The organism is Citrobacter sp. 50677481 (assembly GCF_001463265.1).
Taxonomy (GTDB): Bacteria; Pseudomonadota; Gammaproteobacteria; order Enterobacterales; family Enterobacteriaceae; genus Citrobacter_A; species Citrobacter_A sedlakii.
Genome location: NZ_LNHZ01000075.1, coordinates 340,311 through 356,052, shown reverse-complemented (window position 1 = coordinate 356,052; position 15,742 = coordinate 340,311). Strand labels below are relative to the sequence as shown.

Here is a 15,742-nt window from a genome sequence, read left to right as displayed (position 1 = left end):
TGAACGTGTGCGAACTTTCTCGCTACGTCGGTGCTGGCTTTCGTCAACGTGACGGTATTTCGGAGGTGGAGTCATGAACACATTTTCTCGGTTCCTGGGTATAGCTGGCATTTTTCTTGTTCCCTTGCCTTCGACGATGGCGGTAACCAGCAGCGGCACGGTCGGGGTGTCACTGACGTTAACCAATGGCTGCCTGATAAACGGCTCGCCCAGTCAGAACGGTATCAACTTTGGTACGTTGAATTTCGGGACGCATCCCGCCACCTTTTCTGAACTGACCACCCAGCTCACCGGCGCCGCAGGGGGCAACAGTTTTGGTATCCAGTGCACCACCACCGACTACACCGTACAGATTACCGGTAATACCAATTCTTCCGCGCCGGGCTCGGTGGTCGGTACGCCGGGAACGCCAGCCCGTTATCTGGTGAACGCCGCGAATACCACTCAGGGCGTGGCGTACAGCCTCTACAGCGACAGCGGCTTCAATAACGTGATCGCTAACAATACTCCTATTCCTAAAGTCTCTACTACAGCCGGGGTCGATAACTATACGATCTTCGGTCGGATCCAGGGCGGCGGTAACAGCGTGACCGTGGTTCCCGGTACGTACACGGACACCATCAACGTCAGCGTTATTTACTGATACGTCACTTTAAATGAGAACACGGTTCAGGCGCTTCCTGTGGGGAGGCGGGGGAAAGCGACGTCTTTTTTTGACGGTTCTCGCGCTGATGGCTTTCCCGGCCTATGCCATTACCACGCAATCCTTTCAGGTGAATGCCACCATCGTGCCGGGCTGTTCGGTTACCACGGGGAGCGGAGCGGCGATGGGGAATCTGAACTTTGGCAGCTACAGCGGCGTGGAGAACCGTCAGGTGAACGCCCAGTTTGTGCCAAACGCCGCTCTGGCGCTGGCCTGTACGCCAGGCGTGGCGCTGAGCATGACGGTGGATGGCGGACGCTATTACGGTACGGTGCGTAATATGCAGCGTGACGGCGGGACGCAGCGCGTGGGGTACCGTTTGTACCGTACCGCCTCGCTGGCGGCGAACAGTGAGATTGGCATCAACCAGCCGATCTCTGTCACCTATACCAACAGTAACAATATTACGCTACCGCTGTTTGGCGTCGCGTTTTTAACGGGTTTTAGCCCGGCAGGTAATTATTCAGATCAGCTTACGGTGACCTTGTCATGGTAGCGAAGGGAGAAGTGAAATGAAGGTGCGAACATCGTTCGGACTGTTGTCGGTACTCACGGCAGCACTGGTCTCACCCGGGGCCAACAGCGCCGCCACAATACTGCTGTGGCCCATCGATCCCTGGCTGGCGGCGGAGAATAATGCCACCGAACTGTGGATCCAGAATCAGGGCGACACGCCCACGACGATGCAGGTACGCATTGTGCGCTGGCAGCAGGAAAATGGATATGAACGCTATAAAGCGCAGCAGGAGGTGGTCGCCAGCCCGCCGATTGTCCGTATCGAAAAAGGCAGTAAGCAGCTCATTCGACTGATTAAACAGACGACCGTTCCTGCCGGTGTGGAGCAGGCTTACCGGATCATCGTGGACGAGATCCCCCAGCCGGACCCCGTCAGTACACCCCAGATGGGACTGAAGGTGCAGATGCGCTATTCGCTACCGCTGTTTGTTTACGGACAGGGGGTGCAGACCTGGGCGCAAGGGGAACATCACGCGCAGGTGAAGCCTTCGCAACTGCACTGGCGGGTGGTGCGTAGCGAAGGGCAACCACAGCTGGAAGTGCGCAATGACAGTGACGTGCATGTCCGGCTGAGCAAAGTGTCACTGCAACAGGGCGGGTCTCAACACACGATGGCCGAGGGGCTGCTCGGGTATGTGTTGCCGGGGAGTTTCCGCCGCTGGCCGTTACCCACTGGCGCAACCCGTCCGGACCGATTAACCGCGGCAATCAACGCGCAGGACGGCAAATGGTTGTCTGGTCCCGCCAACTGAGCGGCGTGTTTGTGACGGCCATACTGACCACCAGCGGGCTTTGCCGCGCCGGGAGCGGCGATGATGTATTGCCGCCGCCACCGGATGCGCGCGCGCTCGATCGGCAGGCGGTTTTTCATCTGGCACTGGTTGTTAACCATTACGAGACGCAAAAGGTGGTGGCGGTAACCCGGCGCGGCGGCGACTTCTTTGTCGCCAGCGCCGATCTGCAACAGGCTGGCCTGCCTGCCGAACAGCTGGCGGCGGGGGAGGTGAATCTCTCCCGGATGACGCAGGTGAAAGTGGATTACGACAGCAGCGGTCAGCGACTGCTGCTCAGCGTGCCGCGCGAATGGTTACCGGTACGCAGCACGCCGTTTGGCGGTGAATCCCCGACGTCTGTGGCGAGAAACGGCAGCGGGGCGTTGCTGAATTACGACGTTTACGCCAGCAGTACCCAGGATGGCGACAGCCAGGCCTCCGTCTGGCATGAGCTGCGCTTTTTTAACGATGCGGGTTCGCTCTCTTCCACCGGGTACGTGCGACAAAATCTGGCGGGGGACGATGACTGGCAGGATGGCTATGTGCGTTACGATACGGTTTTTACCGCAACTCATGAGGAAAATGCGACCCAGTGGCAGGTTGGGGATGTGATTACTGACGCCCTGAGCTGGAGCAACAGCGTCCGCGTCGGCGGGATCTCCTGGGGACGCGACTTCTCGCTGCGTCCGGATCTGGTGACCTGGCCGCTGCCGGCATTCTCCGGTGAAGCCGCGGTGCCGACCGCTGTGGATCTGTTCATCAACGGTTATCGCGCGGGGTCGACGGAGCTGCAGCCCGGGCCGTTTACGCTGACGAACCTTCCTTATATAAACGGTGCGGGAGACGCGGTGCTGGTCACCCGTGACGCGCTTGGCAGACAGGTCAGTACCACCTTACCGTTTTATGTCGCCAGCAATTTGTTGAAATCGGGCGTCAGCGATGGTGCCGTTACGCTCGGCAGCCTGCGGCGCAATTATGGTATTGATAATTTTGATTACGGCCCGGCGGTGGGCAGCGCGAGCTATCGCTATGGCGTCAATGACGCTCTGACGCTTGAAGGTCATGGCGAAGGCGCCGAAGAACTGGCGCTGGGCGGGGTGGGCGCACTGGTGAAAGTGGGCCGCTTTGGCGTTGTGAACGGCGCATGGACGGAAAGCAGAATGCGTGGTCACCACGGTAATCAGCTTAACTGGGGGTATCAGTACAGTACCGCAGCCTTTAGCGTCGCCACGCAACATTCCCGCCGCGAGCGCGGTTTCGGCAACCTGGCGTTATATGACCAGACCGCGCTGGTGGATGACGACAACCGCCCGCTGGCCTCTTTAAGTCAGCGCAGCGATCAGTATTCGTTAACCGTTAATATGGGAACCTTCGGCAATATTGGCGCGGCGTGGATTGGCATCCGCAGCGTCGACGCGCAAAAAACGGAGCTGCTCAATCTCTCCTGGAGCCGCAATTTATGGGGAAGCAGCAGTATCTATCTGGCTGCCAGTCGTGACAACCAGCAGGGTGACTGGACGCTGGCAATGTCGGTGCAAATTCCACTGGGCGATCGCGACAGCGTGGCGCTGAGCGCCGAGAAAACGCCGGATGCCGGGCAGACGCAGCGTATCAACTATAACCACTCGAAGCCGACGGACGGCGGGTTCAGCTGGAATCTGGCGTGGGCGCGACAGACCCTGGCGCGAAACTACCAGCAGGCGACGCTGGGCTGGCGCAATAATAACGTTGAATTACAGGGGGGCGCATACGGCGAAAGCAACGCCATGACCTGGTGGGGAGAGGCGATGGGATCGCTGGTGTTGATGGAAAATCAGCTGTTCGCCGCCAATAAAATCAACGATGCATTTGTGGTGGTCAGTACTGACGGTCAGCCTGAAGTGCCGGTGAACTATGAGAACCAACCGGTCGGCAAAACCAATGAGAAAGGCTTTTTGCTGATAAGCGGCGTATCCGCTTATTATCCTGCGAGCTACAGCATTAATACCCTCAACCTGCCCGCGGATACCCGCCTGAAGGAGACCGAGCGCAAAGTCGCGCTACGTCGTCAGAGCGGTTATCTGGTCGATTTCCCAATGGAACAGGAGCGGGTGGCCAGCGTGATTTTGCACGACGCAGAGGGGCAGCCGCTGCCGCTGGCAAGCCAGGTGCTGCGCGACAACAGTGCGCCTGCGGTGGTGGGATATGAGGGTATCGTCTGGCTGGAAAATCTTGCCGAGGTGAACCGACTCCGGGCGATAACCCCGGCCGGAGAGCATTGCACGGCCATATTCACTCTTGCGCCTAATCCCGGGCATAAGCTGCAAACCTACGGGCCGCTGGTCTGCCGTAAGGGGGCGCCATGATGGGACGGGCGTTGTGGGGGATCCTGTTTCTGCTGGTTACGCCGGGGGCCTGGGCCGCCTGTGCCGTCACCACCACCAGCGGCGCGTTTGGCAGCGTGTCATCTTTTACCGTGAACAGCAGCGAGCAGGCCACCAGCGCTAATCTCGTGGTCCAGTGCGACGTGGTGTTGGGATTGTTGAACAACGATACCATCACTCTGACCTATACTGGCGCGACGCTTTCGGTCAGCAACAGAGCGGCTCTCAGGCGAAGCGATAACGCAGCGGTGACGGATGCCATTCCGGTACGCATGTGCGCGCAGTCCGGTTGCGCCAGCAACAGTGAGATCCCGATTGGCGGCAGCTACACCTGGAGCGGCAGTTCATTGCTGGCGCTGTTAGGCTCTTCACGCTTTACCCTGCCGCTTTACTTCCGCACCCTTACGGGCCAGAACGTTAGCGCCGGGCCGTATCAGGTGACGCTTAACTTCAGCGTCTATTTTAATGTCTGCCAGGTGGGGGCGCTTGGATTATGCGTTACCGCGCAAACCGGCACGGTGGCGGCTAATCTGCAGGTAAACCTGACCGTCACTAATGACTGTATTACCCTTACTGCGCCGAACGTGAACTTTGGCAGCGCGCCGCTGGTGAACAATTTTCCCGCCGTCTCGCAGGCGGTGGCGATCACCTGTACCAAAGGCAGCGCCTACACGGTAGGCATCAATAATGGCAGCTATGCCAACGGCAATGTACGCAACATGGCAAGCGGTAATAACCGTCTGAGCTATGAAATTTATAAGGCAGGCACCACCAGCCGCTGGGGAAGCGTCGGCGGCGATCGCTGGGCCAGCAGCGCGTCGTCTTCTCTTAGCAGCGACGGCCTGCTGCGCACCTACAACTATACCGCCAGAGTGTTAACCACGCAGACCACACCGCCCGCCGGGACCTACACCGACACGGTGGTTGTGGATATCGCCTTCTGATCTGTTTTTCCCTTTCGCAAACGTAAAGTTCTCAACCGGGTTGCCGATAACGTTGATAACTCGTTTTAAGGAAGGTGCCTTATGTTTAACCGTATCCGCGTTGTCACAATGCTGATGATGGTGCTTGGGGTTTTCGCACTGCTACAGCTTGTATCCGGGGGGCTGCTGTTTTCATCTTTACAGCAGAACCAGACCAGTTTTGTTATCTCAAACGATCTGCGCCAGCAGCAAAGCGAACTGACCTCAACATGGGATCTGATGCTGCAAACGCGTATTAACCTTAGCCGCTCTTCCGCCCGCATGATGATGGATGCGGCGAACCAGCAAAGCAGCGCCAAAACCGAATTGCTGAAGAATGCGAAAAATACCCTCGCGCAGGCCGCGGTGCACTATAAGGCATTTAAAGCGATCAGTCCGCTGCCTGACATGGAAGAAGCCAGTCTTGAGGTGGAGGCGAAGTACCAGGCCTACTTTGCGGCGTTAACCGAACTGGTGCAGTTTCTGGAAAGCGGCAACATGGACGCCTACTTTGCCCAGCCGACTCAGGGAATGCAAAACGCGCTCGGCGAAGCGCTGGGCAAGTATGCCAGCGTCAGCGAAAAACTTTACCGCCAGGCCTTTGACGAAAGCGCCCGCGATTATCAGTTCGCCCAGTGGCAGCTTGCCATTCTCGCGGTCGTGCTGGCGCTGATTCTGGTGGTGGTGTGGTACGGCATCCGTCACACCTTGTTGAACCCGCTGGGGCGCGTCATTGCGCATATCCGTGATATCGCCAGCGGCAATTTAACCACTACCCTGACCGTGGCCGGACGCAATGAGATTGGCGAACTGGCCGACAGCGTCGATCACATGCAGCGTTCGCTGGTTGAAACCGTCACGCAGGTGCGGGAAGGGTCCGACGCCATCTATGCCGGCACCAGCGAGATTGCCACTGGTAATACCGACCTCTCTTCGCGAACCGAACAGCAGGCTTCGGCGCTGGAAGAGACCGCCGCCAGCATGGAACAACTGACCGCCACCGTGAAACAGAACGCCGACAACGCCCGCCAGGCGTCGCAACTGGCGCAGAGCGCCTCGGAAACGGCGCAGCACGGCGGAAAAGTGGTGGATAACGTCGTTAAAACGATGCACGACATTGCTGACAGTTCGAAGAAAATCGCCGACATCATTAGCGTGATCGACGGCATTGCGTTCCAGACCAATATCCTGGCGCTGAACGCGGCGGTTGAAGCGGCGCGCGCCGGTGAACAAGGCCGTGGTTTTGCCGTGGTTGCCGGAGAGGTGCGTAATCTCGCCAGCCGCAGCGCGCAGGCGGCAAAAGAAATCAAAGCGCTGATCGAAGATTCAGTGGCGCGCGTGGATACCGGCTCGGTGCTCGTTGAAAGCGCGGGTGACACGATGAATGACATTGTTAACGCGGTGACCCGGGTGACTGACATCATGGGGGAAATCGCCTCGGCGTCCGACGAGCAAAGCCGCGGTATCGATCAGGTGGCGCTGGCGGTGTCGGAAATGGATCGTGTGACGCAGCAAAACGCCGCACTGGTGCAGGAGTCCGCCGCTGCCGCCGCCGCGCTGGAAGACCAGGCCAGTCGCTTAACCAGAGCGGTGTCGGCGTTTCGTCTCGCCGCTCGCCCTTATACCACGCAAAAAACAGAAGAACGCGCCTCTGCGCCGTCGCCTCGCGAGCCGCAGAAGGCATCACCCGGCGCTGAACCCGACACCCACTGGGAAACATTTTGACGGCAAATAAACACGTTGTAACACACCAAGAATCGGCGCCGCAGCAGGCGGCGCCCGTTGTATCCTGAATGTGATTGAGAAGGCGCTATGACATCATCTCTGCCCAACGGGCAAACGTCATTATTGTTACAGATGACACAGCGCCTCGCGCTGTCCGACGCGCACTTTCGTCGGATATGTCAGTTAATCTATCAGCGCGCGGGGATCGTGCTGGCGGACCATAAGCGGGATATGGTTTATAACCGCCTGGTTCGCCGTCTGCGTACGCTGGGGCTGGATGATTTTGGTCGCTATCTCAGCATGCTGGAAGCGAATCAAAACAGCGCGGAATGGCAGGCTTTTATCAACTCGTTGACCACCAACCTGACCGCCTTTTTTCGCGAAGGTCATCACTTTCCGGTGCTGGCTGAGCACGCCCGCCGTCGCAATGGCGAATACCGGGTGTGGAGCGCGGCGGCGTCAACCGGTGAAGAACCTTACAGTATTGCCATTACGCTGGCCGATACGTTAGGCACAGCGCCAGGGCGCTGGCGGGTCTTTGCCAGTGATATCGACACCGAAGTGCTGGAAAAAGCCCGCAGCGGCATCTATCGGCTTGATGAGTTAAAAACCCTGTCGCCACAGCAGCTGCAGCGCTACTTCATGCGCGGCACCGGCCCCCATGAAGGGTTGGTGCGCGTGCGCCAGGAGCTGGCAAGTCACGTGGAGTTCGCCGGGATAAACCTGCTTGACAAACAGTACAACGTGCCGGGGCCGTTTGATGCGATTTTCTGCCGCAATGTGATGATCTATTTCGATAAAACGACGCAGCAGGACATTCTGCGCCGTTTTGTTCCCCTCCTTAAGCCTGACGGCCTGCTGTTCGCCGGGCATTCAGAGAACTTTAGCAACCTCGTGCGCGACTTTAGCCTGCGCGGACAGACGGTGTATGCGCTGAGTAAGGATAAAGCATGAGTAAAATCAGGGTGTTATCGGTTGATGATTCCGCGCTAATGCGCCAAATCATGACTGAAATTATCAACAGCCATAGCGATATGGAGATGGTGGCAACCGCACCCGATCCGCTCGTTGCCCGTGATTTAATCAAAAAATACAACCCGGACGTTTTGACGCTGGACGTCGAAATGCCGCGGATGGACGGCCTCGATTTTCTTGAAAAATTGATGCGCTTGCGTCCGATGCCGGTGGTGATGGTGTCATCGCTGACGGGGAAAGGCTCCGAAGTGACGTTGCGCGCGCTGGAGCTGGGGGCCATTGATTTTGTCACCAAGCCCCAGTTAGGGATCCGCGAAGGGATGCTGGCCTACAGCGAGATGATTGCCGAAAAAGTGCGCACCGCGTCGCGCGCGCGGCTGGGCGCGCATAAGCCACTGGCCGCGCCAGCGACCCTGAAAGCCGGGCCGTTGCTCAGTTCAGAAAAGCTGATCGCCATTGGCGCGTCGACGGGCGGCACCGAAGCGATTCGTCACGTGTTGCAGCCGCTGCCGCTTTCCTGCCCGGCAGTGATTATTACGCAGCATATGCCGCCAGGTTTTACCCGTTCGTTTGCCGAGCGTCTGAACAAACTGTGTCAGATCAGCGTGAAAGAAGCGGAGGACGGCGAGCGCGTGCTGCCAGGACATGCCTACATCGCGCCCGGCGATAAGCACATGGAGCTGGCGCGCAGCGGGGCAAACTATCAAATCAAAATTCATGACGGGCCGCCGGTTAACCGGCACCGGCCGTCTGTGGATGTGCTGTTTCATTCGGTGGCGAAACACGCGGGGCGCAACGCCGTGGGGGTGATCCTGACGGGGATGGGCAACGACGGCGCCGCCGGAATGCTGGCGATGCACCAGGCGGGCGCCTGGACGATTGCGCAGAATGAAGCAAGTTGTGTGGTGTTCGGCATGCCGCGCGAGGCCATCAATATGGGTGGCGTGAGCGAAGTGGTCGATCTCAGCCAGGTAAGCCAGCAGATGCTGGCGAAAATCAGTGCCGGACAGGCAATACGTATTTGACTCAGGAGTAATTTTTTATGGCGGACAAAGAGCTTAAGTTTCTGGTTGTGGATGACTTTTCCACCATGCGTCGCATCGTGCGTAACCTGCTTAAGGAACTGGGATTTAACAACGTCGAAGAGGCTGAAGACGGCGTGGACGCATTGAATAAACTGCAGATGGGCGGCTTTGGTTTTGTCATCTCTGACTGGAACATGCCGAATATGGACGGTCTGGAACTGTTGAAAACCATTCGCGCAGACGGCGGCATGTCTTCATTGCCGGTACTGATGGTGACGGCGGAAGCGAAGAAAGAGAACATTATCGCCGCGGCGCAGGCCGGTGCCAGCGGCTACGTGGTGAAGCCGTTTACCGCCGCGACATTGGAAGAGAAACTCAACAAAATCTTTGAGAAACTGGGCATGTAAGGGGCGGACAATGATGCAACCAACCATGAAACCCGTAGATGAACACTCTGCCGGGGATATTATTGCGCGCATTGGCAGCCTGACCCGTATGCTGCGCGACAGCCTGCGGGAGCTGGGTCTGGACCAGGCCATCGCCGAAGCGGCAGAAGCCATTCCGGACGCCCGCGACCGTCTGGACTATGTGGTGCAGATGACCGCCCAGGCCGCCGAGCGCGCGCTGAACAGCGTCGAAGCTTCACAGCCGCACCAGGACGAAATGGAGAAAGGGGCGAAAGCGTTAAGCAAGCGCTGGGACGCGTGGTTTGAAAACCCGATCGAGCTGGCAGACGCCCGGGAACTGGTGACCGACACGCGCAAATACCTGAGCGATGTGCCGGAACACACCAGCTTCACTAATGCGCAGTTGCTCGACATTATGATGGCGCAAGATTTCCAGGATCTGACCGGTCAGGTGATCAAGCGCATGATGGATGTCATCCAGGAAATTGAACGTCAACTGTTGATGGTGCTGCTGGAGAATATTCCGGAGCAGGGCGCGCGACCGAAGCGTGAAAACGACAGTCTGCTCAACGGTCCGCAGGTGGATACGACCCGGGCGGGCGTGGTCGCCAGCCAGGATCAAGTAGACGACCTGCTGGACAGCCTCGGTTTTTAACCAGGTCGCCCGATGGCGTCACGCCATCGGGCTGAATGACAGATTAGCTGCGACTGCATTGCTATCCGCTTATCCTCCTTAACGGCATAAACCCGACCTTTTTTGCCGTTTACTCTGCCCATTGGCGGCGGGCGCTTCTGGCATCATTCTCGCTCATAAGCCCATCCAGGATCTGATGCGTGTCTGAAGATAACGACGACAAAACAGAAGCCCCCACACCCCACCGACTGGAAAAAGCGCGGGAGGAAGGGCAAATCCCCCGATCCCGGGAGCTGACTTCTCTGCTGATTTTGTTAGTGGGGGTCTGCATTCTCTGGATTGGCGGCGCGTCGTTGGCAAGGCGCCTGTCGGGAATGCTGTCGGCGGGGCTGCGATTTGATCACAGCATGGTCAACGACCCCAATCTGATCCTCGGGCAAATCATCCTGTTAATAAAAGAAGCGATGATCGCGCTGCTGCCGCTTATCACCGGCGTGGTGCTGGTGGCGCTGATCTCGCCGGTGCTACTCGGCGGGCTGGTGTTCAGCGGCAAATCGCTACAGCCGAAATTTTCCAAACTTAACCCGCTGCCGGGCATTAAGCGTATGTTCTCCGCGCAGACCGGCGCGGAGTTGCTGAAGGCGATACTGAAATCGTCGCTGGTGGGCGGCGTGACAGCGCTTTATTTGTGGCATAAGTGGCCGGAGATGATGCGCCTGATGGCGGAATCGCCGATTACGGCGATGGGTAACGCGCTGGATCTCGTCGGACTCTGCGCATTGCTGGTGGTGCTCGGTGTGATCCCGATGGTCGCCTTTGACGTGATCTTTCAGATCTTCAGTCACCTGAAAAAGCTGCGCATGTCGCGTCAGGACATCCGCGATGAATTCAAACAGAACGAAGGCGACCCGCACGTGAAAGGGCGTATCCGTCAGATGCAGCGAGCGGCGGCGCGCCAGCGCATGATGAGCGACGTACCCAAAGCGGATGTCATTGTCACCAACCCCACCCATTATTCGGTGGCGTTGCAGTATGACGAAAACAAAATGAGCGCGCCGAAAGTGGTCGCCAAAGGGGCGGGACTGGTGGCGCTGCGCATTCGCGAGATTGGCGCGGAAAACAAAATCCCCACGCTTGAAGCGCCGCCGCTGGCGCGCGCTCTCTATCGCCATGCTGAAATTGGTCAGCAAATACCCGGTCAACTGTACGCCGCCGTGGCGGAAGTGCTGGCCTGGGTCTGGCAGCTTAAACGCTGGCGTCTTGCTGGCGGGGAACGTCCACCACAACCTGCAAATCTTCCGGTGCCTGAGTCACTGGATTTTATGAACGAGAAGACTACCGATGGCTAATCTGGTCGCGATGTTGCGCCTGCCCAACAACATGAAAACCACGCAATGGCAGATCCTTGCCGGGCCGATCCTCATCCTGTTAATTCTGTCGATGATGGTACTGCCGCTACCCGCGTTTATCCTCGACCTACTGTTTACCTTTAACATTGCGCTGTCGATCATGGTGTTACTGGTGGCGATGTTTACCCAGCGTACGCTGGAGTTCGCCGCCTTCCCGACCATCCTGCTGTTCACTACCTTACTGCGTCTGGCGCTGAACGTGGCGTCCACCCGTATCATTCTGATGGAAGGACACACCGGCGCGGCGGCGGCAGGGAAGGTGGTCGAAGCGTTCGGGCATTTCCTGGTGGGGGGCAATTTCGCCATTGGGATCGTGGTGTTCGTCATTCTGGTCATCATCAATTTTATGGTGATTACCAAGGGCGCCGGGCGTATCGCTGAGGTTGGCGCGCGCTTTGTGCTCGACGGCATGCCGGGTAAGCAGATGGCGATTGACGCCGACCTCAACGCCGGACTGATTGGCGAAGATGAAGCGAAAAAACGTCGCGCCGAAGTGACCCAGGAAGCGGACTTCTACGGTTCTATGGACGGGGCGAGTAAATTCGTTCGCGGCGATGCTATCGCCGGTATTTTGATCATGGTGATCAACGTGGTCGGCGGTCTGCTGGTCGGTGTGTTGCAGCATGGCATGAGCATGGGCGATGCGGCGGAAAGTTATACGTTGCTGACTATCGGTGACGGCCTGGTGGCGCAGATCCCGGCGCTGGTCATTTCGACCGCCGCAGGCGTGATCGTCACCCGCGTCAGTACCGATCAGGACGTGGGCGAGCAGATGGTGGGGCAGCTTTTCAGCAACCCCAGCGTCATGCTGCTCAGCGCAGGGGTTCTGGGCCTGCTCGGGCTGGTGCCGGGCATGCCAAACCTCGTTTTCCTGTTGTTTACGGCGGCGCTGTTGGGGCTGGCCTGGTGGATCCGTGGCCGGGAACAAAAGGCGCCCAGCGAGCCGCAGCCCGTAAAAATGCCGGAAAACAATTCGGTGGTGGAAGCGACGTGGAACGACGTCCAGCTTGAAGATTCGCTCGGTATGGAGGTGGGCTACCGCCTGATTCCGATGGTCGATTTCCAGCAGGATGGCGAGTTGCTCGGGCGTATCCGCAGTATCCGCAAGAAATTCGCGCAGGACATGGGCTTCCTGCCGCCAGTGGTGCACATTCGCGACAATATGGATCTGCAACCGGCGCACTATCGTATTCTGATGAAAGGGGTGGAGATTGGCAGCGGCGACGCGTATCCGGGGCGCTGGCTGGCAATCAACCCGGGAACGGCGGCGGGTACGCTGCCAGGCGAGCAAACCGTGGATCCGGCGTTTGGCCTGGATGCAATCTGGATCGAAAGCGCGCTGAAAGAACAGGCGCAGATCCAGGGCTTTACGGTGGTGGAAGCCAGTACCGTTGTGGCGACGCACCTCAACCATTTGATCGGCAAATATGCCGCCGAACTGTTTGGCCGTCAGGAAGCGCAGCAGTTGTTGGATCGCGTCTCCCAGGAGATGCCGAAACTGACCGAAGATTTGGTCCCCGGCGTGGTCACCCTGACCACGCTGCGTAAAGTGCTGCAGAATCTGCTGGATGAAAAAGTGCCGATCCGCGATATGCGCACCATTCTTGAAACGCTGGCGGAACATGCGCCGCTGCAAAATGATCCCCATGAACTTACCGCCGTGGTGCGCGTGGCGCTGGGGCGCGCAATTACACAGCAGTGGTTCCCCGGTAGCGATGAAGTCAGCGTTATTGGCCTGGATACGGCGCTCGAACGCTTGTTGTTGCAGGCGTTGCAGGGCGGCGGCGGTCTGGAGCCTGGGCTGGCCGATCGCCTGCTGGCGCAAACGCAAGAGGCGCTGTCTCGTCAGGAGATGCTTGGCGCGCCGCCAGTGCTGTTGGTCAACCATGCGCTGCGCCCATTGCTGTCGCGCTTTCTGCGTCGCAGTCTGCCGCAGCTGGTTGTCCTGTCGAACATGGAGCTTTCCGACAATCGTAACATTCGCATGACCGCAACCATTGGAGGTAAATAATGCGCAGACTTCTTTGGCTGTTGCTGTTCCCGCTGGCGGCGCAGGCCGCCGGGGAAGGCGCATGGCAGGCCAGCAGCATCGGCATTACCTTAAACCATCGCGGTGAATCCGCCTCCTCGGCGCCGCTTTCCGCTGGTCAGCCAGTGTCCGGGCTGATGACCCTGGTGGCCTGGCGTTATGAACTGAATGGCCCGACGCCCGCTGGTTTGCGGGTGCGCTTATGCTCCCAGTCGCGCTGCGTCGAGCTTGATGGACAAAGTGGGACAACCACCGCTTTTAGCAACGTGCCCGCCGTGGAGCCGCTGCGTTTTATCTGGGAAGTACCCGGTGGCGGCCGTCTGATTCCCGCCCTAAAAGTACAGCGCAATCAGGTAATTGTGAACTACCGCTAACGGTTATTTCCTCATCAGGCGGCAACGTAATTTGCTGCCTGATTCGCATTTTTGGCCCCCTCTTTTGATTCAAAAGAAACGCTGTTTTATAAATCGGTGACACGCGTTGCCGGTCTCTTTGCGTTTTTGCCATTTCGCCAGGACAGGTGGCAAAAACGAAAAGGTATCCCGCCTGGTAAGCTTTTACTGTAGCCGTGTAAGTACTCCCTCTGGCGTAGCCACAGGTCGGAGTCCCCCAACTGATTGCAGGGTTAACGGCAATGAAAACACGTAAAATTGGATTGGCGAATTATTTAGCCTACGGTTCAGGCGATTTTTTAGGTGCAGGCACCACGGCGCTCACAGCCGCCTGGTTACTGTATTTTTATACGACGTTTTGCGGTCTTTCGCCCATAGAGGCGACGTTTATCTTTGCGGCGGCGAGGGTGCTGGACGCAGTCGTCAGCCCACTGATGGGCTTTCTGACGGACAACTTCGGCTCAACCTGGCTGGGTAAACGCTTTGGCCGCCGTAAGTTCTTTATTTTGCTGGGGATCCCATGTGTCTTTAGCTACTCATTAATGTGGGTGGGGGATATGGGGTTCTGGTACTACCTGCTGACCTACCTGGTTTTCGATATCGTCTACACCATGATCCTGGTGCCATATGAAACGCTGGTGCCGGAAATGACCGATGATTTCAAACAGAAAACCAAATTTTCCGGCGCGCGTATTTCTATGGCGCAGATGTCCGCGATCCTCGCTTCCTTCCTGCCGGGTATCCTGTTGACCGCGTTTGGCAAAGACAACCCCATCTCCTTTTTCTACGCCAGCCTGGTGTTCTCGGTGCTGTGCGCCCTGATGCTGACGTTCGTCTGGTTCTTCACCTGGGAGCGTCCACGCGAGGAATGGACGGAAGCAGCGCTACGCGCGGAAGAAGAGAAAAAGAGCCTGACGTTCAGCCAGAGCATGCGCCGCCTGTTTGTTGAGCTGAGCTCTACGTTGCGGATTAAAATTTTCCGCCAGCATCTCGGCATGTATCTGGGCGGCTACATCGCGCAGGATGTTTTCAACGCGGTCTTTACCTATTACGTGGTGTTCGTCCTGATGCAGGAAGCGTCGATGGCGTCAAACCTGCTTGGCACCATGGCGATTTTCCAGTTTATCGCGGTTATCGGCATGATCCCGCTGTGCATCCGCTTCGGACCTGCACCTTCTTACCGGATGGTGGTGGTGCTGTTTGGTCTTAGCTCACTCTCGTATGCCCTGCTGTATTACGCCGGATTAAGCGATATTTATTCCCTGTTGCTGCTGGTGTCCGCCATTGCTGGTCTGGGGCGTGGGGGGATTAACTATGTGCCGTGGAACACCTACACCTACATTGCCGATGTGGATGAAGTGATTACCGGTCAGCGTCGTGAAGGGATCTTCGCCGGGATCATGACCCTGACGCGCAAAGCCTCGCAGGCTGGAGCGGTCATGCTGGTGGGGATTGTCATGCAGACGTCTGGTTTCGTTTCCGGGCAAAGCACCCAGCCGGAGGCGGTCAGCCACACCATACTGTTAATCCTCAGCTGCGGTACGCTGCTGGTGCTGGCCTGCGGTTTCCTGGTCTCTCTGCGTTTCAAACTGAATTTGCAAACCCACAGCACGCTACGCGAAGAAACAGCGAAAATGCGTGAGTCGGGCCGGGCGATGCCGGAGAACATCACGCCGCAGGCGCGCGCCACCGTCGAGATGCTGTCGGGTCTGCCGTATGAATCACTTTGGGGTAACAACAATATTGGTTACCTGAATCGTAATAAACCTGCTGCACCCTCGCTCAAGCGGGCAGCAACGTTGAATTCGACTTATAACAGAGGTTAGAAA

14 protein-coding genes are annotated in these 15,742 nt (G+C 57.9%); all 14 read left to right on the top strand.

Annotation, left to right across the window (positions count from 1 at the left end; genetic code table 11):
* Positions 1-73: 73 nt before the first annotated feature.
* The 14 genes from APU02_RS23460 to APU02_RS23395 all read left to right on the top strand — a co-directional run bounded on the left by APU02_RS23460 (position 74) and on the right by APU02_RS23395 (position 15,739).
* Complete coding sequence (locus tag APU02_RS23460; RefSeq protein WP_042283919.1) at positions 74-643, top strand: spore coat protein U domain-containing protein; 570 nt, start codon at positions 74-76, stop codon at positions 641-643.
* Positions 644-731: 88 nt separating this feature from the next.
* Positions 732-1,199, top strand: a complete 468-nt coding sequence (locus tag APU02_RS23455) for a spore coat U domain-containing protein (protein WP_239692886.1) — start codon at positions 732-734, stop codon at positions 1,197-1,199.
* A gap of 16 nt (positions 1,200-1,215) precedes the next feature.
* Positions 1,216-1,971, top strand: coding sequence for a molecular chaperone (locus APU02_RS23450; RefSeq protein ID WP_060571386.1), 756 nt, complete (start codon positions 1,216-1,218; stop codon positions 1,969-1,971).
* Positions 1,947-4,337, top strand: coding sequence for a fimbria/pilus outer membrane usher protein (locus tag APU02_RS23445; protein ID WP_060571385.1), 2,391 nt, complete (start codon positions 1,947-1,949; stop codon positions 4,335-4,337). Before APU02_RS23450 ends, APU02_RS23445 begins: the two co-directional genes overlap by 25 nt.
* A complete protein-coding gene (locus tag APU02_RS23440) occupies positions 4,337-5,299 on the top strand; it encodes a spore coat U domain-containing protein (RefSeq protein WP_042284739.1) in 963 nt (320 codons plus the stop codon). The genes APU02_RS23445 and APU02_RS23440 overlap by 1 nt, the downstream gene beginning before the upstream one ends.
* An 81-nt stretch (positions 5,300-5,380) precedes the next feature.
* Positions 5,381-7,042, top strand: coding sequence for a methyl-accepting chemotaxis protein II (gene tar / locus APU02_RS23435; RefSeq protein WP_042283908.1), 1,662 nt, complete (start codon positions 5,381-5,383; stop codon positions 7,040-7,042).
* An 87-nt stretch (positions 7,043-7,129) separates the two neighbouring features.
* Positions 7,130-7,996, top strand: coding sequence for a protein-glutamate O-methyltransferase CheR (cheR, locus tag APU02_RS23430; RefSeq protein WP_060571384.1), 867 nt, complete (start codon positions 7,130-7,132; stop codon positions 7,994-7,996).
* Positions 7,993-9,042 carry a protein-glutamate methylesterase/protein glutamine deamidase gene (cheB, locus tag APU02_RS23425; protein WP_042283903.1) on the top strand — a complete coding sequence of 350 codons (1,050 nt, stop codon included), beginning with the start codon at positions 7,993-7,995 and terminating at the stop codon, positions 9,040-9,042. Before cheR ends, cheB begins: the two co-directional genes overlap by 4 nt.
* 17 nt (positions 9,043-9,059) lie before the next feature.
* Positions 9,060-9,449, top strand: coding sequence for a chemotaxis response regulator CheY (cheY, locus tag APU02_RS23420; protein ID WP_042283900.1), 390 nt, complete (start codon positions 9,060-9,062; stop codon positions 9,447-9,449).
* A gap of 10 nt (positions 9,450-9,459) precedes the next feature.
* Positions 9,460-10,104, top strand: a complete 645-nt coding sequence (gene cheZ, locus APU02_RS23415; RefSeq protein WP_042283898.1) for a protein phosphatase CheZ — start codon at positions 9,460-9,462, stop codon at positions 10,102-10,104.
* Positions 10,105-10,283: 179 nt separating this feature from the next.
* Positions 10,284-11,432: a flagellar biosynthesis protein FlhB gene (gene flhB / locus APU02_RS23410; protein WP_060571383.1), complete on the top strand. Its 1,149-nt coding sequence runs from the start codon at positions 10,284-10,286 to the stop codon at positions 11,430-11,432.
* Positions 11,425-13,503, top strand: coding sequence for a flagellar biosynthesis protein FlhA (gene flhA / locus APU02_RS23405; protein ID WP_060571382.1), 2,079 nt, complete (start codon positions 11,425-11,427; stop codon positions 13,501-13,503). The genes flhB and flhA overlap by 8 nt, the downstream gene beginning before the upstream one ends.
* Positions 13,503-13,895: a flagellar protein FlhE gene (gene flhe / locus APU02_RS23400; RefSeq protein ID WP_042283891.1), complete on the top strand. Its 393-nt coding sequence runs from the start codon at positions 13,503-13,505 to the stop codon at positions 13,893-13,895. The genes flhA and flhe overlap by 1 nt, the downstream gene beginning before the upstream one ends.
* A 260-nt stretch (positions 13,896-14,155) precedes the next feature.
* Positions 14,156-15,739, top strand: a complete 1,584-nt coding sequence (locus tag APU02_RS23395) for an MFS transporter (protein WP_060571381.1) — start codon at positions 14,156-14,158, stop codon at positions 15,737-15,739.
* The last annotated feature ends 3 nt before the right edge of the window (positions 15,740-15,742 follow it).

Coding starts and splice junctions, on each gene's coding strand:
- APU02_RS23460 (WP_042283919.1), top strand. CDS start 74: ATGAACACATTTTCTCGGTTCCTGGGTATAGCTGGCATTTTTCTTGTT.
- APU02_RS23455 (WP_239692886.1), top strand. CDS start 732: ATGGCTTTCCCGGCCTATGCCATTACCACGCAATCCTTTCAGGTGAAT.
- APU02_RS23450 (WP_060571386.1), top strand. CDS start 1,216: ATGAAGGTGCGAACATCGTTCGGACTGTTGTCGGTACTCACGGCAGCA.
- APU02_RS23445 (WP_060571385.1), top strand. CDS start 1,947: ATGGTTGTCTGGTCCCGCCAACTGAGCGGCGTGTTTGTGACGGCCATA.
- APU02_RS23440 (WP_042284739.1), top strand. CDS start 4,337: ATGGGACGGGCGTTGTGGGGGATCCTGTTTCTGCTGGTTACGCCGGGG.
- tar (WP_042283908.1), top strand. CDS start 5,381: ATGTTTAACCGTATCCGCGTTGTCACAATGCTGATGATGGTGCTTGGG.
- cheR (WP_060571384.1), top strand. CDS start 7,130: ATGACATCATCTCTGCCCAACGGGCAAACGTCATTATTGTTACAGATG.
- cheB (WP_042283903.1), top strand. CDS start 7,993: ATGAGTAAAATCAGGGTGTTATCGGTTGATGATTCCGCGCTAATGCGC.
- cheY (WP_042283900.1), top strand. CDS start 9,060: ATGGCGGACAAAGAGCTTAAGTTTCTGGTTGTGGATGACTTTTCCACC.
- cheZ (WP_042283898.1), top strand. CDS start 9,460: ATGATGCAACCAACCATGAAACCCGTAGATGAACACTCTGCCGGGGAT.
- flhA (WP_060571382.1), top strand. CDS start 11,425: ATGGCTAATCTGGTCGCGATGTTGCGCCTGCCCAACAACATGAAAACC.
- flhe (WP_042283891.1), top strand. CDS start 13,503: ATGCGCAGACTTCTTTGGCTGTTGCTGTTCCCGCTGGCGGCGCAGGCC.
- APU02_RS23395 (WP_060571381.1), top strand. CDS start 14,156: ATGAAAACACGTAAAATTGGATTGGCGAATTATTTAGCCTACGGTTCA.